Genomic DNA, 24,528 nt, shown 5'->3' with positions numbered 1-24,528 from the left:
TATAAATTACCCTTCATCTACTTTTGCAATAATTCTCCTGCCTTTCAAGTCTACATCCTTGAAAAGAAAGTCAAGCTGATTCGCAAGACCTTTGTCCAGTCCAAAGAGACTATATCTTTTGTTGATTTCAAAGGCACCAATCTTAGACTTGGATATACCTGTATTCTTAGAAATAAAATCTTCCAGCGCTACATCTCCAAAGCCATCTGAATATCCTATATTGATAAAGATGTCGGTAAAGTTGGGATTGTGCTTTTTCTTTGCCTTTTTTGGTTTTACTTTTTCCTTTTTTCGCTTTTTACCTGAGTCATTGCGTTGCTCCTTGTGCGAAGATCTATCGCTACTTCTTTCCAATTTCGCAAAACGCTTCTCTTTCTCTGTAGGTGCCAATTGCGTATTTGCAATCACATGAATCAACTCCTCCTTGCTCCACTCATCCAGTCGAGCCTTTAAAGCATCTATGATAAGAGGATTCCCACCTTCTTTGTGATCACCATTTCTTTGTATCCATTCTTCTACCTTCTCTTGCGCAGTGGGTGGTTTCAGGTCAATTTTATATTCTTCAAAGTTGATCTTGAGCGCCTTTTCCATTCTCTTTAGCTTGCCCACATCTTTTTTACCTATAAATGCAATGGATATACCGTCTTCACCAGCTCTGCCCGTACGACCACTTCTGTGGGTATAATATTCAAATGTATCAGGCAAAGCATAGTGAATCACATGGGTAAGATTCTTAATATCCAGGCCCCTGGCAGCGACATCTGAAGCAACCAAAATGTTGGTATTCTTACTGCGAAATCGTTTGATGACTTGTTCTCTTTTGCCCTGAGAAAGGTCACCATTGATGGCTTCAGCATTATAGCCGTGTCGATTGAGATCTTTAGCTAATTGTTCGGTCTCGCTTTTCATACGGCAGAAAATGACACCATAAAGGTCTTGAGCTTTATCAATGATGTAAGTCAGTTTGTCAAATTTATTCTCTCTGTTGACAAAAGAGTACATGTGCTTAATATTCTGATTGACCTTATTTTCAGTATTTACGGCAACTTCAACTGGGTCGTTCATATACTTTTTAACTATCCCCCGGATTGACTTAGGCATTGTTGCCGAAAACAACCAGGTGTTGGCTCCATCCGAAGCAAATTCCAGGATCTTCTTAATTTCCTGTTCGAAGCCCATGTTAAGCATTTCGTCGGCTTCATCCAGAATGAAAAACCTAACCTTATCCAAAATGATAGACTTTCTCTTTAGTAGATCAATCACTCGTCCTGGTGTTCCCACAATGATATGTGGCGCATTTCTTTGAATGCGCTTGGCTTGCTTATGTACCGGTGTTCCTCCATACACATTCTCCATCTTTAAACCGTTGAGATACTTTCCAAAAAGACTAAGTTCTTTGAAAGTCTGAATGGCCAATTCACGCGTTGGACTTAAAATGATCCCCTGGGTATATTTTCCTTTCAAGTCCAGTTTTTGTAAAAGGGGCAAACCAAAGGCGGCAGTTTTACCTGTGCCCGTTTGCGCCAAGCCTATAAAATCTGTGGCTTTTTCTAAAAGTATGGGAATGGTTCCGGATTGGATATCAGACGGCTGCGTAAATCCTCTCTCTTTAACCACTCTGGCAAGTGATGGGATCAGACCTATTTCTTCAAAACTTCTCAATGATCATTATTTTGCCGCAAAGGTAGCATTATTATTGACAATCAGTGCTTTTGCAACCATGACATCATTACTTAATTGACATAGATCACTACTTATTTCATTCAAAAATTTACTAACTTTAGGATCAATGGTAATTACTATAAGTAAGGATTATGTCTAAAAATAAGACCCAACCGAATGAAGCATCAGTCAAAGAATTTATCAATGATCTTGAACAAGAGCAACGTAGAATAGATGCTTTAAAGTCACTGGACATGTATGAACAAATAACCGGTTTACCAGCGAAAATGTGGGGAGGTTCCATTATAGGTTTCGGTGAATATCATTACAAATATGAATCCGGTAGGGAAGGAAATTTCTTTAAATCAGGCTTTTCACCCAGAAAAAATAGTATGACATACTACATCATGTCCGGGTTCCCTGAATACAAATTGCTGCTTCAAGAATTGGGAAAGCATAAAACTGGAAAATCATGTCTATACATCAAAAAATTAGACGATGTCAACCTGGATATACTAAACAAAATTATAGCTCACTCCTTTAATGAAATGAACAAGAAGTATCCCGATTAATGGATAATAACATGATTTTCTGGGGAGGTAAGGGTCCGATTCTCCATTTGGCGCACGCTAATTCATTTCACCCCGGCACATACATAGAGTTAATCGAAATGCTAAAGCAGCATTTTTCTGTCTATAGTATACTCTTTCGCCCTTTTCATAAGCAATCAAAACCTGATCACTTACATAACTGGGATGTGTTGAGAGATGACCTGATTAGGTCCTTTGATGAAATGAAGTGGAAGAACGTGATCGGAGTCGGTCACTCGTTGGGATCAACAGTTACAATGATGGCTGCTATTCAACGTCCAGATTTATTTTCCAAACTGGTCATTATTGAACCTCCTTGTGTCAATCCAATGTTCTTTCCGATCCTCAATATTACCCCGTATTTTTTAGCAAAGCACCTGGTACCGCCATCAAGAGTTGCACTGAAGCGCCGACATAAATGGACTTCTAAAGAGGAAGCCTATGATTTGTTTCGACGAAAAAGGGTTTTCAAGCATTGGTCGGATGAGACCTTAAGAGCTTATGTGAAACATGGGCTTTCACCAGATGACCATGGTACATACAGATTGACTTACTCGAAATATTGGGAATCGAAAATCTATTGCACCATTGAAAATCCATATAAACTTTTTAAAGACATTTCTCACGAATCCCTTTGTATCCGAGGCGAGAAAAGTGATGTCATCAATGGTAAAAATTGGGGAAAATGGAAGCAACTACAATCTGATGCTACTTTTGAAAATGTAAAGGACGCCGGACATCATGTTCCTCTAGAAAGACCTAAGCATGTAGCTCTAAGGATATTAAATTTCACTAGGTAATTGTATAATAATGCTTCCAATTTTAAATTCAAACAATTGTAAATAGATGTAAAACATGATTTATTCAGTACTGAATTAGAGGTATTGCGTTAAATTTGCAGTATGAATAGAATGATGATCTGGATATTGCTTTTTCTCAATGTGGCTGCTTGTCAAAAGAAAGTGCCTGCAATACAGAAAGATAAGGAAATCATACTGGTAAGAAAAGTAGGTCATGAGATGATGAGATATGCCCGGGATTCTACATCTAGTCTACAACCCATTAAAGAACTTGGGGATCGAAAGTATTTGTTGGAATTTGATCATCGCTTTTCATTTTTGTCCGATTCTGTGATCCGCATTATAGACAGGGAAATTAAGGAAAACAGTCATTTAGATTATCTGGTCAAGGTGCATTCGACTAAAAGCAACGAATTGATATTTTCATACTTTGGATCCACTAACAACGATAGAGAACTAGCTTCTTGTAGCGGTAGAGAACAAAACGAAGACAATTATAGCATTGAAATCGCCTTTCACGAAAGAGAAAGAATCAATACTTTGCAATCCTATTGGTATTTAATTGCTTTACCATTTCTCGGCTTCATCATTATCTGGCAACTCCGCAAGAATAAAGATGAGGCATTTCATGAATCCGAAGAAGATGACAAAATTAGATTTGGTTCATATACTTTCGACTATGAGGGTCAAGTACTTAGATCTAATGACCTTGAGCAATCATTGACTTATAAAGAAAGTAAAATCCTCAAAGTACTTAGTGAGCATATTAATGAAGTCGTGGAGAGAGAGGAACTGCAAAAACAAGTCTGGGAAGAAGACGGCATTGTAGTCGGAAGAAGTCTGGACATGTTTATTTCCAAGCTAAGAAAAAAACTAAGTAGTGATCCGCTTGTTGAAATCAAGAATATTCATGGAATCGGATACAAACTAATCGTTACTTAATGTCACACTCATTTTTGATTTTAATTTTCTTTATTGCCATTCTCGCAATTTCATGCGCAACCATGCGCGTTCCTACTTATGAAGGAGAAGTGTCGGACCATTTTGATGGAAGACGATTTTTTAATCCTGATGGTCCCGGAATGGGAAATTTCTGGAAATTGATGAAGTACAACCGTAAACATCAAAAAGGGGAATGGAACTTTCAAAATGCTAAAAGTCTTGTCACGGAAGAAATTTCTGATTTTAACCAAACGGGCAGCATCAGGTATTTTTACATCAACCATGCGACGGTTTTAATACAAATAGATGGGGTCAATATACTTACAGACCCTGTCTACAGTCAGCGAGCCAGTCCATTCGAATGGGCAGGACCAAAGAGATATAGAAATCCAGCCATAACTTTTGAGCTATTGCCCAGAATAGACGCGGTCTTAATCAGTCATGATCATTATGACCACCTGGATGTCAAAACTTTGAAGAGGTTGAGAGACAGAGATAATCCGGTTATGTACGTTGGACTAGGATTGAAAAATTTTTTAAAGCGCTTCAAGTTGAACAATGTCATTGAATTAGACTGGGATCAAAAGCATTCGATTAAGGGAGTGGAAATTGTGTTTACGGAAGCCATTCATTGGTCTAATAGAGCCTTCAGCCCCAGAAAAACCCTTTGGGGTGGATATGTTATCAAAGGGAGTGCGAGCACATATTTTGCTGGCGATACAGCTTATGGCGCTCACTTCACTGAAGCTAAGAAAAAGTATGGACCGTTTGATTTAGCATTGATACCGATAGGAGCTTATGTGCCCAGATTTTTTATGCTTCATGTTCATATGGATCCTCAGCAAGGATTACAAACTCATCGTGATTTAGATCCAGGAGAAAGCCTGGCCATACATTGGGGTACTTTCCCTTTGACACATGAGTCAATGTTTGACCCCGTTCAGGAATTACAAACTGCTTGCGATTCAGTGGGTATTGAAAATTTCTATTTCGACATGACACCGGGAATAGAACACATCACATCCCGATAAAGAGATCTAAAGTTTGTGCTGCAATTGATCTATAAAGTACTTTGCGCTGAACGCCGCACTTTTGAGTGAATCCTTTGCGTAATTGCCTCCTTGCTCAATGTAATAAAATTCTAATCCTGACTTTTGAGGATCAGGGAGTACATTATGGTAGTTGATCGATCCATTGCCAAGTTCAGTATAGTCTCTGCTTGCAGCATCCATATCCTTTATGTGCCACATCACATATCTGCCCGGTTGCTCATCCACCAATTTCTTAGGAGTTGTGGTTCCGGCATGCATGACCCAATACATATCCATCTGCAATTTTACCAATTCAGGATCTGTATGACGAATCAAAATGTCAAAAGCATTTTCACCTTCATGATCTTCAAACTCGAAACCATGGTTGTGGTACGCAAATTCAAGTCCAGCGGCTTTGACCCGCTCCCCTATCCTATTCAGCAGTTCAGGTAGTTTTTTATAGGTTTCGAGACTTCGCTGCTCAGGTGCCATAAATGGCCAAGTAATATATCTGCTCTCCAATTCTTTTGCTGCCACTATGTATTGATCTACCAGCTTTTTTAACTCAGACGCTGAGGCTTCAAGGTAGGGCGCGAAAGCGTAGTGTCCGCTGCTGATTGTCAATTCTAAGTCGCTTAAAATAGATTTAAACTCTGAAGGTTTAAATCCATAAATGGTATTGCTTTTATTATCGTATCCATAGACCTCAAAGTCTTCATAACCAAAGCCCTTTAGTGCCTTGATGGTATCAATCGGATTTGTAGCCATTTTATCGCGGATAGAATACAATTGATAGCCTAGCTTATAAGTAGACGATTTCTTCAGGTCAATGTATGGCAAGCCTAAAAATGTTGCTGCGGATATTAATCCAGTATTTTCAATGAATGTTCTTCTCTTCATGAAATTTTATTTGTGTAGTACGACTCAATATAAAGCTAAAATTTGACACTAACCCCTGCAGAAAAATTAATGCCGGTATCGTCTGCAAAGTATCTGAGACGATTGAGGTAGTTGCGATAGCTTACATCTAGCAAGTTATCGACCCTGCTAAAAAAGCGAATTCGATAACCGGAAAATTGTAATTCAGTTGACATATTAAAACCTATTAAATAATAGCTATCTGGAGGTGGAAGGAAGTCAATTTCCTCTGGAAATCGAGATTGTTGCCAAACATACTTCAACTCTGATCCTATCTCTATATTTTCAAATCTCCTATTGAAAAGAACCTGATCTTCAATTACTTTTTGATTAAGACGTACACTTAGATTAGCAGGTGGTATATAGATTAGTGGTTGATTCTGAGACCTGTCATTCCCACGTACAAAACTATACGTACTCTTTATTTGCCAACGTTCTGCTATTTTCATTTGACCGGAGAGATCCACACCATAAATTTCTGCATTGGTTTGTGCATAGGTAAATACTGGAAATGCACCCCTGATGGTCAATCTAATTTCGTCATCTGGCTTTAAGAAAATGTAATCATTGATTTGCTGGTAATAAGCCAAAGCTTCGAATGCGAATATTCTATCATCGTTATACTGGAAAGAAAAGCTTGCTTTCTGTGAACGTTCAGTGTTAAGTGTAGGATCACCTTCTTCTATTCCGCTCACGCCCTGATGAAGTCCATTGCTATACAACTCATTGATGGCAGGATTGCGCATGGCATATCCTACATTCAGGGCTGATTCAAATAAACTGTTCCATACCTGTTTCCATCCCAAAGAGCCACTGATATTATGAAAATCATTTTCAAACCTAATGATTTCGATAGGTGGAGTTCTGGAAATAGTCGGAACATTTTGATAAATGAAATCATACCTTATACCCAACTCAAAAAGAGCGGCTTTGTAATCTTTGTTAAAAAGGGTGAATAAACCAAATTCATTACTGAGATAATCCGGTATCAAGGGCAAAACTCCAGTCTCAGGATTATTTGTATTATTGGTGATATTTGACTGTAATCCTGCTTTGAGCGAAGAAAAATTTTGAAATTCTTGTGCATATGTTACACCAGAAAAGGCGTTCCACTGCTGAAGACTTAACGCGGGTATATCGCTTCTTCCACTTCTCCTTACATCAAATTCCTTTCTACTATTATATTGAAAGGCTGCATCTATGGTTATCCATCGGTTGTCTGAAAAGAAGTATTTAGTTGTTGATTTTAAAAGCTGATGATTAACATCTTGTTTGGGAGCATCAATATCATAACTGAATTCATTTTCTGTAAAAAAGGGAATGTCTCTGTTAAATGCTGCCTGTAAATCGGTTAGATTTCCAATATGACTTCCTCTAAGAACGCCGATCTTTGCATTAAAACTACTGAAATATAAATTCGAAGATAAAACTTCCGAAAATGACTTCTCCAATTGCACTGCAAAATTGGCCTCACGCATTCCTGTATTGGTTAAAAAGTAGTCAGGAGACTTCTTGTCTCCACTTCTTTTAAAAGTCCCTGTGACTTTCCAGTCCACGATTTTAGAGGCCTTTTGTAGTTGTAAGTTTGTGGAATGTCCACGCCCATTACTGTTAAATACATAGGTCCCGACTCCATGAAGATGTGGCTCATTGTCAATATCCTCGGGTTCTACCTTCACAATACCGCCGAGATTAGACCCGGGATACTCAAGTGCTCCTACACCTTTAACGACTGAAATTCGATTTGCAACTAGAGGGTCAATTTCAGGACTGTGATCATTGCCCCATTGTTGGCCACTTTGCACAATACCATTATTCAAAATCGTAATTCTGTTGCCATATAGCCCATGAATAATAGGTTTGGAAATTCCTGCACCCGTTTTCAAAGTCGTTACCCCAGAGATGTCTTCCAATAGATCAGAAAGATTTTCGTCAGCACGGTCTGAAATGGTCTGAGAACTGATGGTTTGTGTATTCTGAGTTCCGGTCGGAATATGATGACCGGTAACTACCACTCCTTCTAGAAGTTTAGAGGTATGCTCTAGTTCAATGTTTAAAGTATCATCAGATTTCAATTCAATGTATTTCTGTTCCGGCATGCATCCGATATGACTAAAAACAATGTGGTAGCTTCCTTCACACAAACCGTTCAGTTCATAGAAGCCCTGCTCATCACTTGTGCTACCTCCTCCTGTTTCCACAATGTATACATTGACATATGCCAAGCCCTCTTCCGTTTCATGGTCAGACACTTTACCCTGAAGACTTAAATCACATTCCTGCGCTGTCAGGTTACCATAAAACATCATTAAAAGTATAAAGCTAAACTCCCCTAATTTCTGCATCCAAATAAATGTTTATTCAGCCTTCCGAAGCAATTGTCTGTCGATCACTCCCTTTTTATTAGAATGACCCAATCACGATTTGAATTGTACGGCGGCATTCCTATTTGTATGAGGCCTCCTCCTTTAATCACTTCCTTGGATCCTTGTAGAAGACTGCCTCCTTTTAATACATCATACCATCCCACTGAGAAGTTATCTAAATGTTTAGAAAGATCTATTTTGACATTTGAAGCTTCAGGAGTATAGACAGCATAAATTTCACCTGGCTTTGAAAGGCAATATGCACTATCTAACTGAATGCTCGAATGATCAGGGACCATATCCCAATATGGCAGATGTTCTTCGAAAAAAGCCCTGGCATTGTTGCTAAGTTCCCATAATTGATTTCTATTCTTCCAATCTTCTGTTCCCAAATCATTGGTTGAGCTTCTTGCGCCAAAGTACCATTCTACTCCTGCGGCTCCAGAAAGCAATGTGCCCCATAAAACATATCTTCTCAATGTTAGATGCCCCGGATCTTCATCATCTGTCAAGGCGCCAGTATGCCACTCACCAATTTCATCCATCGAAATCAGCCACTTTTTGCCGGCTGCTTTAGATTTATCATGCCATTCCATCAATACTTCAGGAGCTTGCTTTCGATGATTAACCTGAAGTGAAATACCATCTAACTGCTTTTCATCCAGCAATTCATTCAATACATCTCCTCTTATGGGTTCATTGGGAAGCGTATGGATGATTAAGGGATGGTCATAGGGATCATTTTCTGAAATGAAGCGTATCATCTCCTTACGTTGAGCAGTGTTTTGACCCTTTCCAGCCCAGGGGTTGTCACCATTCTCTTCTCCTAAATTCCAAATAATTCCATTATGATGACCGAACCTGGAAATCAATTCCTCCAAATATAGTCTTCGCTGTGGACCTGTATCTCCATTGTCCAATAACAATTCATTTTCGGTTTCCTGCAATACAATATGTAAGGCTATGCCTAATTTTTCCATATGGTCGAGTAAGATTTCCCATTGTGCCATCTTACTCACATCGAAACGCAAGAAATTGGTAGGATCGCGGTATGGCCAAACGTCTTTACCATCGCCATTTATGTTCAATGTCAAGAAATAAACAGCATTCATACCTCTGGAAGCCAGATAATTCATTCCACCAATCAAAGCTTTGCCTTTCCCGTTTCTCCAGCTTGGATCACCTTCTTGCCAATCATCCTGATGCAACTGATAACGGTGTACCTCATTTGGAGGTGCCGCTTCACCTTCCCTGGCTTCTGCCACCATCCTATAAGTATTGTCAAAATCTACGTAGGCTAACAAATTCTCTGGGCTATTGGTCCCCATTTTCATCCAAAAAGAACGATCGCCCTTAAAATAGCCATTCTCTACCTTCAATTTACCGATAGCTCTAAAATCAGGTAGTTCTTTATCAGATTGCACAACCTTAAAAGCTCCAGCGCCTATTGGTTTGCCATCCAAATGAGCACTATAGGTCCAATCTCCAATGAGATCAGGTGAAAATCTTACGCTCCATACATTTCCGGAATCTGCGCCGCTTTCAGCAGCATTCCCGTCAGCGGCAAAAAAACCTCTGATAGCGTAAGTCTTTTCGGGATGAATAAAATTTACGATAAGTTCAACATCGGTGAAAGGGTTCTGATTACCCATTTCTGACATGTGTGGCCCTATAAAGTCAAGTTCTACTTTGTGATTCTTTTGAAATACAGGTATGGCATTAACCTCACTCCCTCCGATCAGATCATTTTTATTTTGAACAGCGATATGAGCGCTATCGTTTCTGACAAAGGACTGGCCTTTTGTTTCAACGGCTTCCCGCTGCCAATCCTGCTGAGACCACAATGATAGTGGCATCAAAATAAAGAGCACCCAAACTTTCATAGCTAATATTGACTGGGTTTTCTAGGTATGGTTTGGATCTCTTTCTGTCTGCCATCGATGTAATAAAAGGCACCGTCACTAAAATAGCCATCCTCTTCCAGCATGATTCTGATGACTTTATTCCATTCAGGTATTTCTGTAGAAGTATTGAGCTCGATACTATATGCAGTGTTATTGTACAACGGATAATCTCCCCGACCGGGAACACCTTGTTGTTGATCCCACATCCCAATAGTAGGTCCCGCAGCGTGTCCATGCAGACCTATTGGATGGGTATATATACTGGCGTTTAGTCCTTCCTTCTTGGCTTGTTCAAGACTGAGTTCTAAAATTTCGTTTCCTGTTCTCCCTTCCTTAAAATTAGAGGTCAGGATATCTTGTAAACGGTTGCTACGGTCAAACGCTTGAACAAGAAATTGTGGAACCTGCTTTTCGTTCTTCTTTAAAACATAAAAATGTTGTTGCTGATCAGTACTCAATCTTAAGTAGGTGATCCCAAAATCCACATGCAATAAATCTCCTTCTTCGATAATCTGTCTCTCAGGTCGTTTAGAAAATGTTCTTAGATGGTCAAAATTCTCCGGATCTGCCCTTTGCAGAGAGACAGTCGGATGAAACCAGGTATCTAACCCTAGCTCACGCACTCGATCTCTCAACCACCACACTACATCCTCCGTAGCTGTCAAACCCGGGTGTATCACTTTTTCGGAAAGACCTTCATTAATGATTTCGTGACCTATTCTACAAATCATTGGATAGATCTCCAATTCTTTGTCAGACCTGGTTTCAAGCCAGCTGATGGCCAATGGTTCGGCTGAAATGACTTTCTGATGGTATTGTTCTGGCAGTGCTGCCATAAACTGTTGGTACTCCGTATAAACCAAGCCATCAGATAACCCAAAATCCCCAGAGATATTTAATCCTATGTTTTTGGGATTTCGATCTTCTATTATTTTAATTAAAGCATCCCACTGGTCAGGATTTACATTCTTATCCCAGCTTCCTTTTAGCAAGCTTCCTACATCATAGCGCGCTATGGCAATCTTCTCAATTTCCTGACCTTTACCGGGATCGTAAAACATCAAAATGGTTCGCCTCCTGGCAGACAACCATGTAGATGGAAGCATAGTCTTTAAGAGTGGATCTTCATTATATTCTCGCGAAATTACAATCCACATCTGAATATCATGTTTACGCATCAGTTCAGGCAAGACCTTTTCAAATCTCTCCTCCAAAATCTCGTCGATAATCCTCGCTCTCTCTTTTTCATCAAAGATTACGGGCATTTGAGCTTCAGCCCAAATGGAGGAAGTCAGAATTAATAGAATAATTATCTTTTTCATACGACCGGTAAATATATTTAAAAACCTTTCATTCTTATATAAGACCTTAAATTCTTTATATTCAACCTAAGATCAAAACTTTAATCTAGCTAAAAACAGATATCGTATATTTATAATGTTTAATTGTATTCACCATAGCCCCAAAATTCCATTCTTTAATATAGAATGTGGTGAAAATTTATGGTGAGTAAGCACATCATATTAATCTTAATAGCAATTTTTAATTTGATACTATGGGAGACTGGTCGATGCCAGTCTCCCATAACTTTTTACGCAAACATCAGCGTAGATAGCTACTTGAAAGATCGTCAAGTTAATCGAATCGATAGAGACAGCAGTGGTTTATTCTGGTTTCTTGAAAATTCAGTAATCCAACAATTTGATGGTAGATATGTCAGTGGTCAGATACCCCATACTGTTGATCAGCCGAAATATTTTAATTGCATAGCTGACAATAGGATTCTGCTTATTTCTCACTCGTCCGAAATTTTTATCGTTGATACAGAAGCCAAAGCGATATTTCCCCTTGAGTTGAATATACCCAGTATGAATGACCATCAGATCTTTGATGTGAATTTTATCGATAAAAAACTATACCTATACTTTAGGATCAGTGATCGATATCTGGTTTATGAATCGACCAACTATTCAGATTTTGCTAAATCCGATGAGTTCCAATTTCGTTCCGACAACGAAGTGCTGAACATACTTAAAGTACCTGGTGGGTATCTGCTCATGACCGAAAAAGACGAGCTTTTCGAAATCAAAGGTAAAAAGCAAATTTCGCATTCTCTTCCTGATCGTTTTAGGGAAATCAATAGCACACCTACTTCAGAATATCTAAGTCCTGATGACTTACTTTTCTCTTTTCCGCGAAGGAATGGCACCTTCAGGTACAAAGACGGAATTTTGACTACCTTAACAGAGAATGAAAAGCTAGCTTTTGCAGAAAAGGACAGGAATGGGAAAATATTTATCGCCCTTTCAAAATCCTTTTTACATTCTGAATTACCAGGAGTAATGGAAGGAGATTCCATCCAGGAATGGAATGAACTGGTTTTGATTAATGATACCTATACCGATATTTACCTTGAAGATATTGAAGACAAATTGCTTTTAGGCTCTCATTTAGGAGTCTTTTATATTGAACTAAAGAACCCTGGTATTAATAGTTATCATCAAAATGCTTCGACTAACAGAGGTTTTGGAAATGTCATAATGTCCTTCGCGCAGGTACCAGAAGGTGATGTATATTATGTCAAAGAAAATAAAGGCATTTTTAAGTTTACAGGAGAACGGCAACCAGAATCCCTTCCCATCTCTTCAAAATTGCTTAATAATCTCAATGTCAAGTATGATGCTCTGGATGGCCATTTATGGATTAGTGGATATACGGATGATCGGAAAGGTGTATTGTATCAATATAACTATAAGAAGGAGACAATCTTTCAATATGATTTTGATTATCCCGTTATGTATTTTGAGAGAAGTGACAAGGAAATCATAACGGTAAGTTCAAGCCTTACCAATAATTCATATCTCTTTCAACTCAATACTGCAACCAGGCTAGTACAAGATACCATTCTCCATCTGGCCGGTGAGAGGACTCGGAAATTTATTTATTTGAATGAAGAAGAATTATTGATTGCAACCTCTAAACGATTACTTCAATATCATATAACAGATCAAACCTTTAAAACGATCGTGCCTGATGTACAGGTACAAACCATTGCTAAAACCAGTCAAGGGTTTGCTGTATGTACCATAGGTAAGGGCATAGTTTTTATAGATAGTTCTCTCAATGTCATAATGGAGGTCAATGAACAGAGGGGCTTATCCAGTAATCAGGTTTATAGTGTACTTGAAGATGATAAAGGCTTTTTTTGGGTAGGTACAGGAAACGGATTAAATATATTAGACCCAGACTACCGATATGTAAGGTATTTCAGAGAATATGACGGATTGCCTTCCTACGAGTTAAACACCAATGCCTCCATTGTTCTTAGTAATGGTAGAATGTTATACGGTACCATTAACGGTGTAGTCGAAGTCATACCTGAAAAAGTATTGTATTCACCTGAGTCTGCAGTTCTCAATGTCCCTCAAATCACCTATATTAAGGATGGAGAGACTGTCATTCAAAAAGTAAGCAATTCTGCATTCAAAGTGCCCGCGGATGCTGAAATGCTTGAATTTACAGTCCATGTCAATGACTTCTATAAGTACACACGTGAAGATAATCCTGCCGTGAGGGTGATCACCACACCTAGAGACTTATCGTATGAGGTTAGGCAAGATAAAGTGATCATAGAAAGTCCGAATTTTAAGCAAATGGAGTTAAAATTACTTCCGTCGAATCATTTGGTCAACGATCAGGAACTTGTTTTTACTGTGCAGTCAAAAAGAAATTACAAAGGACTTTTGCTCGGTATGGCTATCGTTCTGATCATCGGATTCATTAGCTATATCATCGCTAACAGAATTATTGATTTCAACAAAAAAATTGAAAAGGAAAGAAGAGAAAATGAAGTGAAAATGGCAGAACTAGAGTTACAAGCTTTAAGGTCTCAAATGAATCCCCACTTTATCTTCAATTCACTTGGAGCCATTTTATTATATCTACAGACCAATGAGAAAAAGAAAGCAGAAAAATATCTAACTAAATTTGCTAAATTAATGAGAATGTTTCTCGAGTCTTCGAAAGCCAAATTCATCAGTTTTGCTGAAGAGCAAAAACTTCTTGAGCTCTATCTAATGTTGGAAAAGTTGAGATTTGAAGATAAGTTTGATTATACTTTTAATCTTGACGATAGATTAGATCACAATAATTTGGTGTTGCCTTCAATGCTTCTGCAGCCATTCGTTGAAAATGCTATCAATCATGGTCTGTATCACAAAAGAAGTGGCAAAGGACTCTTAGAAATCATTGCTGTTCCAGATGGTCAAAATATTAAGATCATTATTAGGGACAATGGAATAGGTCGAGAAAAAGCTGCTCAGATAAAGAAAAATTCACTTAAAAAGCATATTTCGAGAGCAACTGAGATAATCGAGGAAAGGCTGAAACTTTTAAAGTCTGAAAAGAATATGGACAGCAACATCATTTATAAAGATTTGAAATCAAAAGAAGGTTACTCCCTTGGAACAGAGGTGATTATAACCATCCCTAAAATGTTCAAAAGCAATGATTGATGCCGTAATCATAGATGATGAAAGAAAAGCTGCCGAAGTACTCTCTATAAAGATTAAAGAACTCAACTTCAATATCAGAATAGTTAAGAAGATCAATGATCCCGAAGAAGCAGTCAACTTTCTGTCAGGCAATGAGATAGATTTGGTTTTCTTAGACATAGAAATGCCTGTCAAGTCCGGATTTGATGTATTAAGGGCATCGACAAATCTGGACTTCGAGATCATCTTTGTAACCGGATATCAAAATTATGCGATACAAGCTATTCAGTTTAGTGCCATTGGGTATGTCATGAAACCGGTGGATGATGATGATTTAAGATTAGCAGTCAATAATGCTCAAGAAAAAATAAATCAAAAGAAATCCAAGGAGAGAAACAGACAACTACTTGAGAATCTCATCCATAGCAATACCAATAAGAAGATAGGCATCCCCACCATGCAAGGCTATGAGTTCTTAAGACTTGATGAAATCATAAGATGTGAAGGCTTACAAAAGTGTACAAAAGTCGTTAGCAGTCAGGGCAGAAACATTATCAGCTCCTACAATATCGGTGAATTTCTAAAGCTACTGGAACCCTTTGGCTTTTACGCCGTTCATAAATCACACATCATTAATCTATCAAAAATCAAAAAGTATCTTAAAGAAGGCACCATCACGATGGACGACAATTCTGTTGTTCCCATTGCCAGAAGGAGGAAACAAGACTTTTTAGAGCAATTGGCAAAAATTTAAGCCGATGATACTCTCAACCCTACCGTTAGTCAAATATCGATAAAAGGGTGCAGTTGCTTTCATTAACTTAGAAGCATGACTGTAAGTTCTATACAAATTATCAATTTCGATCATAATCTGAACTCCGCAGATATTGTGATTCAAAATGAAGAGAAGGAATCTTTTATTGCAAGGATTCATAAGATCGATGTATTGTTAGAGCAACTAAGAAACGGAAGAGAGGCCAATGCTTCTTTGAATTATCTATATCTACCCAGTTCATTAGTGGTGGACGAAATCAATGAAGATTCAATGTTTGATTTGGTACATGACCTATTGGACGATGGAGATTTTTTTAATGTTTTTCAAAAAATCTAACAGGGCATGTTAATATTTTATGGAAAACTTATATTAAATCTGCATAACACAGGAAACCAATTAGAAAGCAGTTTTCCCGAATAGCAGTCGCGTGGCTCAACCAATTTCCCCCGAGACACGTGACTGCATCTTTAAAACCAAAAAAGTAACGTAGTGAGATTTTTTTAATAGGAAGTATTGAATTTACCAAGTACTTCCTATTTTTTTACTAGTCGCAAGGCTTCTCGTTCGCTTAAATTACTCAATTCATTTTGCTCGCAAAATACCTGAACATATTCTGGATCAGTCTTAGAGAACTCTCTTAACATCCACCCGATGGCTTTATTCAGAAAAAATTCCTTTGTGCCATTGGCTTTTAATATCGCCATTTCCATAAGCTCCCTGTCTACTTCTTCTTTATATTTCAATTGAGCGATGATAGCCGTTCTACGCAGCCACATATTTGTCGAATCTGACCATTTAGTAATAAACTTCTTTTTTGTCGTTTTATCTTTGATTAACAGGTGACCTATGGGATGAACTGCCAATCCATCTACTGTATCCCACCATGAATTGGTTTTTACTAAAATTTCCAGAAATTTAATATCCTCTATAATTAGCTTTTTACGGTACTTCATTAAGTAATCCAAGCCCGCATATTGCAATTCTCTGTATTGAGATCCCCAGGAATGCTGTGCAAATTCTAATAATTCCTTACGATTCCAGTTAAATCCCTGAAAAACTTCTCTCAGCAATTCCTTGCGTTCTGGAGCAGAGATACCTAAAAATTGAAAATGTCCTTTCATATAGTCAGCCATTTTCTCAGCTTTCTTCAAGTTTTGATTTTCTATAAATAAACGCTCTATGCTACTGAAATCTTCGGCATTCATTGGCTCATATAAAATTGACCTAGGCAAACTGTTAGAATAAATTTCATAAAGATATCATAGTGCTTGGTTTTATTTTGCACTTTTAAGTTTTCAAAACTAACTTTGTATTTATAAAACTGAAAAATGACTTTAGAACTATTGATTCGATATTTACACTTCATATCTATCATAACAGTAGCAGGTGCCCTGGTCTCTGAACATATGCTTCTTGCAAAGGAACTTCCAAGGCGAGTGATCAAGAAATTATCAATCCTTGATGCAATCTATGGTGTTGCTGCTATTTTGATCGTGATTACAGGGCTGACGATGTGGTTTGGGGTAGGTAAAGGTGCAGAGTTCTATACCACCAATCCAGTAATGCACACTAAATTTACTTTATTTATAGTACTGGGTATACTTTCAATATTTCCCACTATATTCTTTATTAAGAATAGAAAAGGAGATCCCGATGAGATTGTGGTCGTGCCCAAGCGCATATTTATGTATTTACGAATTGAGATTTTGCTTTTGTTTATTATTCCATTTCTAGCTGTTCTAATGGCTCGTGGAATTTCTTTTTAGAAAAGGAAAATGTATAATATTCCCCTAGCTGAAAGAATGCGGCCGAAAAATTTGGATCAATACATCGGTCAGAATCATTTAGTAGGGAAAAACGGCGTTTTAAGAAAGTCAGTAGAATCGGGTAGAGTTCCATCCATGATACTATGGGGTCCACCTGGGACCGGAAAGACCACATTGGCCAATATAATTGCCCATTCATTAGAGCGACCATTTCATGCTTTGAGTGCCATTAATTCTGGGGTGAAAGACATTCGTGAAACCATTGAAAAGGCTAAAAAGCAACAATTCTTCGGTAATCCCAACCCCATTTTATTTATTGACGAAATCCACAGATTTTCAAAATCTCAACAAGATGCTTTGCTTAACGCTGTGGAAAAAGGAATCGTCACCTTGATAGGAGCAACCACTGAAAATCCTTCATTCGAAGTCATACCCGCGCTTATCAGCCGGTCACAAGTTTACATACTGGAACCTCTGAGTCAAGAGGAATTAAAGTTGATCGTTACTGAAGCGCTTGCAAAAGACGAATTTATAAAGAGCAAGGACGTCAAGATCGAATCTTTTGACGCACTACTTAGAATTTCAGGAGGAGACGCCAGAAAACTTTTGAATGCACTTGAATTAAGCATCGATCAGTTCCAGAAAAATGAAAATATTATCATCACAGACGATGTCGTAGCGAATGCAGTGCAAAACAACCTTGCAAGATATGACAAGGGCGGAGAACAGCACTATGATATTATTTCAGCCTTTATTAAATCGATCAGAGGCAGCGACCCCAATGCGACAGTGTACTACCTGGCCAGAATGATTGAAGGTGGAGAAGATATCAAATTTATCGGTCGTCGAATGATGATTTCCGCAAGTGAGGACATCGGGCTAGCTAATCCCAATGCACTGTTGATGGCAACTTCCTGTTTTCAGGCCATCCAGGCTGTAGGTCTTCCAGAGGCGCGGATTATTATGAGCCAAACGGCAGTTTATTTGGCAGCATCCCCTAAGAGCAACTCGACCTATGAAGCCATCAAAAATGCCCAGTCCGAAGTCAGGAAAAGTGGTGATCTTTCTATACCATTGAGTCTTCGCAATGCGCCGACAACATTGATGAAATCTATCGGATATGGTCAAGACTACAAATATGCCCACAGCTATGAGAAAAACTTCATTGCCACCGAATTCCTACCTGAAAGTTTGGAGCATTACAACTTTTACAAACCAGGGGAAAATGCTTCAGAAAATAGAATTGCAGAACGCTTAAAATCTTTGTGGAAGGATAAATATGATTTCTAATATAAACAAGCTTTAGGTTATGCTGTTATTCTTATTAAATTTGATCGAGAAATAAGGAGTATGCAAGAATTAATGTTAGAGGATCTACAGATGATCACGGAAAGTGCCAGAGAATTCGCGGTACAGCATATAGGCCCTCATGTGATGGAGTGGGACGAAGCTCAATACTTTCCCAAGGAATTGATGAAGGAGGCAGGAAGGTTTGGATTTTTAGGAGTTTTTGTTCCTGAGAAATACGGTGGTGCTGGATTGGGGTATCACGAATATGTCAATATCATTGTAGAGATTTCCAAAGTATGTGGTTCCATTGGGCTGTCTGTTGCTGCTCATAATTCATTGTGCACCGGCCATATTTTATACTATGGAAGCGAGGAATTGAAATCTAAATATCTTCCCAAATTGGCCACAGGTGAATTCCTGGGTGCCTGGGGTTTAACGGAGGCCAATACGGGTTCTGATGCGATGCGGATGAAAACAGTCGCAGAGCGGGATGGCGACTTCTATATCATAAATGGAGCTAAAAACTGGATTACTCATGGCATCTCAGGTGACGTTGCAGTGGTATTAGCAAGAACCGGAGAACTGTTGGATAGTGACGGCATTACTGCATTTGTAGTAGAAAGAGGTACTGAAGGATTTAAAGCAGGAAAAAAGGAAAATAAGTTGGGAATGCGTGCTTCAGAGACTGCTGAAATGATTTTCGAGAACTGTAGAGTACATAAATCTCAGGTCATTGGGCAAGTAGGTAAAGGATTTAAGCAAGCCATGGGTATTTTGGATGGTGGGAGAATTAGTATTGCTGCTTTGTCGCTAGGAATTGCTAAAGGCGCATATGAAGCCGCAGTCAATTATTCGAAGGAGCGGGAGCAATTTGGTCAACCTATTTCAAAATTTCAGGCCATTGCATTTAAACTTGCAGACATGGCTACGAAAATTCAAGCTGCTGAATTACTCATCAGACAAGCTGCTGATCTCAAGAATGCTAAAGAAAAAGTGACTAAAATTTCGGCGATGGCCAAATATTACGCTTCGGAAATCTGTGTAGAAATTGCAACTGATGCCGTTCAGGTGTTTGGAGGCTATGGATACACCAAGGAATATCCAGTAGAAAAGTATTATAGAGATTCTAAGCTATGTACAATAGGAGAAGGTACCAGCGAAATTCAAAAACTGGTCATATCACGTGAGGTTCTGAAAGGAGATTTATGAGGTGGAGTTAAAACTTCAAGTAAAAATCTTTGGTCAATTTTTTATATTCTTCACTAAAGATCTTTGGTTCTATTCTGATCGCTAAAGTACTTTTTTGCCATGTGGTTTTATGCTTTTTAAAGGTCAATAGCAGTCTTTCGATAGGTTGATCAGGAAAAGACCTTACTTCAGTAATCCTGCCACAATGCAATCGATACTGTTCAGCAAGTTCAATAAACCTAAGCCCTTCTAAGTAGGGTAATATCACGGAAAAACACCCTTCATCATTTAATAAACTGAAAGATGATCTCAACAGGTCAGAATGTGAGAGTTTAGTCGTGTGTCTTACGTCTGTTTTTTCCTGCGTTGCTGATAGTGTTCCACCTGAAAAGAAAGGGGGATTAGATACTATTAAATCATACTGACTACTTTGGTCAACTTCAGAAAAATTCTGAATAGAAGTGCAGCAAACGCGAAGTCTTTCTGCCCATGGACTTGCATTCATATTGTGCCTGGCCTCCTCAAACGATTTCTGATCAATTTCAACACCAGTTATTAGTGCATCATGTGTTCTTTGAGCGAGCATCATGGCTATTACTCCTGAACCGCTTCCAATATCCAGAATGTTCGATTTATGATCTACATCTACCCAGGCACCAAGCAAAACACCATCTGTATTGATCTTCATGGCGCAATCTTCCTGCTTTACCTCAAATTTCTTAAATCTAAAGAGGGTTTCAGGCATTACTTATCGACAATTTTAACATCATCAATGATAAAACTGGTCGTTCCATTTGCAGGGTTCCCTTCATACTTAAATCCTATGTAGGCCTCACCTTCAATAGAAAACAGGTCTATCTCCCCTGAATCTACCCAGTCGTAATTATCCTGACCTGATCCCGCGATGGTCAGAGAAAGTTCAGTCCATGAAGCGGACTGCACATTTTCTCCGTCAAAGTCTTTGGAATACCAAACACTCAACCCGCTATGTACATAGAAGGCTACAGCGGTCCTTAATTCCATAACCATCGGAGCATCAAACTTAATTTTTGGGGTGATGAGCCACGCTACCATCTCTTCACTGTTATCATTGTATGCTGTTGCCTGGGCGTACACATTACCGTCAAATTCCTTAGCTCTCCATTTTCTTGTGCCCTTCACTGCAATGTTAGACCAGTTTTCAATCTTGATGTCTTGATTATCTTGCTGCATTTGAAAATCCTCTGAAACAGTATTGACAGGGTCGCCAGAATTATTGTTGTTCTCTCCTCCCCCGTCACATCTTTCTCCATCCATGCTAATTCCTGAATAATCGCGCAATAACAATTGGTAATCACCTCTGAATACACTCAGTATTCCCTGAATCGAACCATTGCCGGCAGGTGTGAATTGGTCTGCAAAGGAAGCAAAGCTGCTTGTACGCAGCAAGATTTCATTTTCACTACAGTCTTCTATATCGTGATTTAATGAAAATTGATTTTCTGTATCTGCTAAAGGTTTGGCCACTGAACCTGCGGTGAATTGCACGTTATCAAATTTTACGAAGGTATTCAGGTCTTCAGGAGAAACTTCAGTAATTGACAGCGAATGGGGTTCCACGTTCTCCGTAAAGGTAGTGTTAAACACGTGTTCAGATATCAGCGGCTCAGGTACAGCAATAGATTGTATGTTACTGCCTGATCCTTCTGCCGCACTTAATTGGGGCAGGCCCTGGTAGTCACTGATGAAGAGATTTCGACACTTGATGAATACCTCTCTACCGATGGGAAATTCATTGAACAATCCTATAGCATCCAATCTGATCTGAATACCTCCTGTTTCATCCTCCACTACTAATTGTTTATAGAAATTTCCCGACTCATCATTGGCCACTACCCTACCACTAAAGGTCAACTCGTCAGTAATCTGAACAAAATTACCCGGCTGCCATTGATCCAATAAGTCTCCTATATTCGCATTTGCATCTACTACCTCAAGGGTAAAGCCCGGCGGTTCATCGAAAGTATGATCAACACATCCAGCTAGCAAAGCAATTGACAAAAGAAATATGATGTTCTTCATTCTATTATAATCTAAAACTTAATCCAATAAAATAGTTCGTACCGTATGCGTAAAAGTAACGTGGAGGAAAGCGGTCAACATCCAGATTTTCAAAATCAAATCGATTCTGCTCATAACCACCAGTAATAAAATTTGTGTTGTTTAAGATATTGTTGATCCCTACCGTCAGGTAAATAAATCGTTGCCCGATTTTCCATGATTTTCCACCAAAAAGGTCCGCCGTATAATTGGCAGGTAATTTCTCCTGATACAATATGTCCTGCCACAATTCGATATTTTCTTCTTTAATCAATTCCGCTACTGCATTTTGCGTTCGCCTGGTAGGATTAAAGGAGAGGTACATCTTATCGAAGTAATTAAAATTCAAATTGAGAAACCAGTATCTGGGAGAATTGTACTTTAAACCTAAAGTATAAGCATTCTGGGGGGTACTGTGAATAAAAAAGTTATTAGTATAGATGGTTTGATCCACTTCTAATAACTCCGCGTTATTATCCTGAGATATGGTGGCAGAAGGTCGTGAGGTATATAGATAATCTCCAATGGCCGCTGCACCTACCAAAGAAAGCGTTGTTGACAACTTTATATCTGCTGCAGCTTCAATTCCCATTTGACGGTAATCGATATCTGAAACAATAAAGTTGACAAACCCTCTCAGCTCATCATGATAGAAGCTGGATACCTCTGTAATATCCAACTGTGTGGAATAATATGCAGATAGTTTGATCTTTGCTCCGGGAGATCGGTGATGATAGGTTAGTTCAGAAGATAAATTCTTGGATACTTCAAGACTAGGTGCGACATCGTGCCTCGTTCGTGGTGATACAAATGCAAATCGCGTCAATGGTGGCTTGGTCAAATACATCGAACTTAGATTGATGTAATTTCGACCATTAAGTTTATAACTTAAACCTCCTTTTACTCCAAAGGTCGAAAAGACGGATACTTCAGACTTTCCGAACGAATTATCGGGAAACTTGCCATTTCGCATGTTTCCAACTCTCCAGAAGCTGGCTTGCCCAATTTCTCCTCCGATATAAGCATCCAATTTGGGTGATTTATAAGCAACTTGTGTCCATAGGCGAGCATTTCTGGTCAATGTGTTGTAATCAAATCCATAGATGTCCCCTTCACTGACGATCTTGTTCGGATTGTTTAAATCGTTTTGAAGCTCATCAGAGTCTGGCTTAAAGTCTCTTTCTGCAAATCGATCAATGTCAATATAGTAATCTGCTCCCAGTAGGTCTAATGCTGACTGAAAATTATGATTGTCTTCCTGGATGAAAATCGCTCCACCATCAATTAATAACTGATTGGTGAATTTATAATTAAGGTTTGTATTGAAGGTAAATTTATCCGCATCAAACCTCTGTTCACCCAATAGATATCTTGCACGATGACCTGAGGCCACAAGATTACCGGCATCGTCAAAAAAATCTTCGGTTGTATTCTTATTAATAAAATATAAATAATCCCAGTCAATCTGGCGCTCTGCTTCATTTTGGTATCGCTCGGTAATTTTTTGTGCAATTTCCGGACTATCTTCATAAAAAGAAGGTAGGTTTCTATAGTAATCTGGTCGAGGGTCTGAGGTATTGTACCAATCCAATCTGGAAGAACCAAACCTTCCAGTCTGGTAAGCTACCGTAGTTGAAACTCTTAAATCCGTTTTTTCATAATCATGTCTCAACATGAAAATAGGTTGGAAAGTATTATAGACCCTCGAATTTCTCTTTTGACCATTTTGATAACCCCAGTAGGAATTGTAATAGTTCGAACCTGCTAGATCATACAACTCTTGCACCGATGCTCCACTTCTGCCCCTTTCTGTGGGTGCTCCGAGTGCCACAAAATTCAAAGCATGGGTCTCACTGATCTTATAATCGAAACTCAGGAAATACGACCAGGCGTCGTAAAAAGTAGCATCAATATAACCCTCATTACCCCACCTTCGGGAGCCAGATACTGTCAATGCGTATTTATTATCCTTTAGACCTGTAGAATAGGTAAACATGGCTCTGTTTCTATAAGATCGATTGGAAACCGCAAATGAAGGTCTGATTTGTTTCCTTTGGTATCTGGCACGAAGATCAATTGACTGAGTTCCAGCAAGATCTCCAAAGGAATATTCAATATTGCCTAATCCATAATTTGAACGTCGATTTCTCAGAACATCATTTAACCCTCCCCAATAGCTCCAATTGATTCTTCCATCGTCAAGATCATTGACCGGCATACCGTTAAGAAACATCCTCGAATCATGAACACCCAGCCCTCGGGCATTAAATCGCGCAACATTAAACTGGAACGCGGTATTGTTCACAAAAACGTCATTTGAAGCTTGAAGAATACTTGAGATATTCTGACTGCTGCCTCCCACCTCCAATTCATCGTCCGATAAGGTAATGACCTGAAAGTCGGTTTCCTCTAAACTGGCTGCAATAGATCGCAACACCACAACCAAATCAGTTGTATTTTCATCCACGATTCGTATTTGCTCTTCAAAATTGGAATCTGCAAATTTGATTTGCTGAGGGTTGTTGGATAGGAAATTTAATTCAAACCTCCCATCTTCGTTGGAAGTACTGATAAGGTCTTCAGATATACTGTATATGGCTACGCCAGGTAGTGGGTTATTTTGTTCATCTAGTACTACGCCAGAAACTGAAAATTGGCCAACAATACTTGAAAAGTGTGAAAGAAAAGCTAAAATAAGCATTAAAGGAATTCTATGCATCCGGT

Annotated in this window: 19 protein-coding genes; 10 read left to right on the top strand and 9 right to left on the bottom strand. The window is 38.8% G+C overall.

The features are described 5' to 3' along the window. Nucleotides 1-6: 6 nt before the first annotated feature. Entirely contained in the window at nt 7-1,662 is a 1,656-nt protein-coding gene (locus L2567_RS16490; protein WP_235298911.1) for a DEAD/DEAH box helicase, read from the bottom strand. A gap of 152 nt (nt 1,663-1,814) precedes the next feature. On the opposite strand from L2567_RS16490, the gene L2567_RS16485 reads away from it, so the two are divergent. From L2567_RS16485 to L2567_RS16470, 4 genes are all read left to right on the top strand, one after another. Then, nucleotides 1,815-2,234 (top strand): DUF1801 domain-containing protein, encoded by a 420-nt coding sequence (locus tag L2567_RS16485; RefSeq protein ID WP_235298910.1) that lies wholly within the window; start codon nt 1,815-1,817, stop codon nt 2,232-2,234. Beyond that, complete coding sequence (locus tag L2567_RS16480; protein ID WP_235298909.1) at nt 2,234-3,052, top strand: alpha/beta fold hydrolase; 819 nt, start codon at nt 2,234-2,236, stop codon at nt 3,050-3,052. Before L2567_RS16485 ends, L2567_RS16480 begins: the two co-directional genes overlap by 1 nt. A gap of 102 nt (nt 3,053-3,154) precedes the next feature. Continuing rightward, entirely contained in the window at nt 3,155-3,994 is an 840-nt protein-coding gene (locus L2567_RS16475) for a winged helix-turn-helix domain-containing protein (RefSeq protein ID WP_235298908.1), read from the top strand. Beyond that, a complete protein-coding gene (locus tag L2567_RS16470; protein WP_235298907.1) occupies nt 3,994-5,025 on the top strand; it encodes an MBL fold metallo-hydrolase in 1,032 nt (343 codons plus the stop codon). The genes L2567_RS16475 and L2567_RS16470 overlap by 1 nt, the downstream gene beginning before the upstream one ends. A 6-nt stretch (nt 5,026-5,031) precedes the next feature. Here the strand turns inward: L2567_RS16470 and L2567_RS16465 are convergent, their stop codons facing one another. From L2567_RS16465 to L2567_RS16450, 4 genes are read right to left on the bottom strand one after another with little or no spacing between them, the layout of a single operon-like run. Beyond that, a complete protein-coding gene (locus L2567_RS16465; protein WP_235298906.1) occupies nt 5,032-5,925 on the bottom strand; it encodes a sugar phosphate isomerase/epimerase family protein in 894 nt (297 codons plus the stop codon). Nucleotides 5,926-5,960: 35 nt separating this feature from the next. Then, nucleotides 5,961-8,288 carry a TonB-dependent receptor gene (locus L2567_RS16460; RefSeq protein ID WP_235298905.1) on the bottom strand — a complete coding sequence of 776 codons (2,328 nt, stop codon included), beginning with the start codon at nt 8,286-8,288 and terminating at the stop codon, nt 5,961-5,963. A gap of 44 nt (nt 8,289-8,332) precedes the next feature. Next, entirely contained in the window at nt 8,333-10,192 is a 1,860-nt protein-coding gene (locus L2567_RS16455; protein WP_235298904.1) for a DUF5060 domain-containing protein, read from the bottom strand. Nucleotides 10,193-10,194: 2 nt separating this feature from the next. Continuing rightward, on the bottom strand, nt 10,195-11,535 hold the full coding sequence (locus L2567_RS16450) for a M24 family metallopeptidase (protein WP_235298903.1): 1,341 nt from the start codon (nt 11,533-11,535) through the stop codon (nt 10,195-10,197). Nucleotides 11,536-11,718: 183 nt separating this feature from the next. On the opposite strand from L2567_RS16450, the gene L2567_RS21165 reads away from it, so the two are divergent. The 3 genes from L2567_RS21165 (at nt 11,719) to L2567_RS16435 (ending at nt 15,817) form a co-directional block, all read left to right on the top strand. Then, complete coding sequence (locus L2567_RS21165) at nt 11,719-14,727, top strand: sensor histidine kinase (protein WP_235298902.1); 3,009 nt, start codon at nt 11,719-11,721, stop codon at nt 14,725-14,727. Further along, nucleotides 14,720-15,460 carry a LytR/AlgR family response regulator transcription factor gene (locus L2567_RS16440; RefSeq protein WP_235298901.1) on the top strand — a complete coding sequence of 247 codons (741 nt, stop codon included), beginning with the start codon at nt 14,720-14,722 and terminating at the stop codon, nt 15,458-15,460. The genes L2567_RS21165 and L2567_RS16440 overlap by 8 nt, the downstream gene beginning before the upstream one ends. A gap of 75 nt (nt 15,461-15,535) precedes the next feature. Further along, nucleotides 15,536-15,817, top strand: coding sequence for a hypothetical protein (locus L2567_RS16435; RefSeq protein WP_235298900.1), 282 nt, complete (start codon nt 15,536-15,538; stop codon nt 15,815-15,817). 197 nt (nt 15,818-16,014) lie between these two features. Here the strand turns inward: L2567_RS16435 and L2567_RS16430 are convergent, their stop codons facing one another. After that, nucleotides 16,015-16,686 (bottom strand): DNA alkylation repair protein, encoded by a 672-nt coding sequence (locus L2567_RS16430; protein WP_235298899.1) that lies wholly within the window; start codon nt 16,684-16,686, stop codon nt 16,015-16,017. Nucleotides 16,687-16,809: 123 nt separating this feature from the next. Between L2567_RS16430 and L2567_RS16425 the strand changes: the two genes are divergently transcribed. Genes L2567_RS16425 through L2567_RS16415 form a run of 3 tightly spaced genes read left to right on the top strand, consistent with a single transcriptional unit; the run spans nt 16,810 to nt 19,746 of the window. Beyond that, on the top strand, nt 16,810-17,247 hold the full coding sequence (locus tag L2567_RS16425; protein ID WP_235298898.1) for a DUF2214 family protein: 438 nt from the start codon (nt 16,810-16,812) through the stop codon (nt 17,245-17,247). 9 nt (nt 17,248-17,256) lie between these two features. Beyond that, nucleotides 17,257-18,537 (top strand): replication-associated recombination protein A, encoded by a 1,281-nt coding sequence (locus tag L2567_RS16420; RefSeq protein ID WP_235298897.1) that lies wholly within the window; start codon nt 17,257-17,259, stop codon nt 18,535-18,537. Between the two features lie 60 nt (nt 18,538-18,597). Then, nucleotides 18,598-19,746: an acyl-CoA dehydrogenase family protein gene (locus tag L2567_RS16415; RefSeq protein WP_235298896.1), complete on the top strand. Its 1,149-nt coding sequence runs from the start codon at nt 18,598-18,600 to the stop codon at nt 19,744-19,746. Nucleotides 19,747-19,753: 7 nt separating this feature from the next. Here L2567_RS16415 and L2567_RS16410 read toward each other — a convergent pair whose 3' ends face one another. Genes L2567_RS16410 through L2567_RS16400 form a run of 3 tightly spaced genes read right to left on the bottom strand, consistent with a single transcriptional unit; the run spans nt 19,754 to nt 24,523 of the window. Beyond that, on the bottom strand, nt 19,754-20,470 hold the full coding sequence (locus L2567_RS16410) for a tRNA1(Val) (adenine(37)-N6)-methyltransferase (RefSeq protein ID WP_235298895.1): 717 nt from the start codon (nt 20,468-20,470) through the stop codon (nt 19,754-19,756). Then, nucleotides 20,470-21,786: a DUF5689 domain-containing protein gene (locus L2567_RS16405; protein ID WP_235298894.1), complete on the bottom strand. Its 1,317-nt coding sequence runs from the start codon at nt 21,784-21,786 to the stop codon at nt 20,470-20,472. The genes L2567_RS16410 and L2567_RS16405 overlap by 1 nt, the downstream gene beginning before the upstream one ends. Before the next feature lie 4 nt (nt 21,787-21,790). Beyond that, nucleotides 21,791-24,523 carry a carboxypeptidase-like regulatory domain-containing protein gene (locus tag L2567_RS16400; RefSeq protein ID WP_235298893.1) on the bottom strand — a complete coding sequence of 911 codons (2,733 nt, stop codon included), beginning with the start codon at nt 24,521-24,523 and terminating at the stop codon, nt 21,791-21,793. Nucleotides 24,524-24,528 lie beyond the last annotated feature (5 nt).

The organism is Portibacter marinus, from assembly GCF_021533195.1.
Taxonomy (GTDB): Bacteria; Bacteroidota; Bacteroidia; order Chitinophagales; family Saprospiraceae; genus Portibacter; species Portibacter marinus.
The sequence above is the reverse complement of the archived record's forward strand: the minus strand, read 5'-3'. Positions and strand labels throughout refer to the sequence as shown.